Origin of the sequence: Mycobacterium sp. NAZ190054, assembly GCF_001545925.1 — a bacterium.
Lineage (GTDB): Bacteria > Actinomycetota > Actinomycetes > Mycobacteriales > Mycobacteriaceae > Mycobacterium.
In genome coordinates this window covers 1-531 of sequence record NZ_LMVQ01000536.1, presented here as the reverse complement: position 1 = coordinate 531, position 531 = coordinate 1, and the positions used below count along the sequence as shown (strand labels likewise).

Annotated in this window: 1 protein-coding gene; it reads right to left on the bottom strand. The window is 73.3% G+C overall.

The window, feature by feature from the left end; all coding sequences use genetic code 11:
* A partial coding sequence (locus tag ASJ79_RS25600; protein ID WP_231751039.1) for an AAA family ATPase occupies nt 1-531 on the bottom strand: 531 nt, incomplete at both ends.

The following is a 531-nucleotide window of genomic DNA, read 5'->3' as shown; positions in this document are numbered from 1 at the left end:
CACCGACACACCGCGCGTGTTCGTCGTCGTCGAGGGCGAACAGAATGGCGATGGCGTGCACGTCAGGTCCGGCCAGCCCACCCAGCCAGTGCTCGGGTGCGTTCGCCCCGGTGTCGCCCGGGCCAGGGACCCGATCGTCGCGCCGTACCGGTGCGGGGTCTTGAGTTCGACGACGCCCGCGCTGCCCAGGCCCTCCACCAGGTCGGCGAGCACGGCGCCGGCGTCGACGGATGCCAGCTGGTCGGGGTCGCCGACGAACAGCAGCCGGGCGTCCGGGCGCACCGCTTCCAGCAGCCGGGCCATCATCGTCAACGACACCATCGAGGTCTCGTCGACGACGATCACGTCGTGGGGGAGCCGGTTGTCGCGATGGTGCCGGAACCGTGACGAGGTCCCCGGCCTGCTGCCGAGCAACCGGTGCAGCGTGGTGGCGCGCAGGCCCGCCAGCCGCTGCTGGTCGACCGGCGCCAGCCGGCTCACCTCGTCGTGCACGGCATCCTGCAGCCGGGCCGCCGCCTTGCCGGTCGGGGC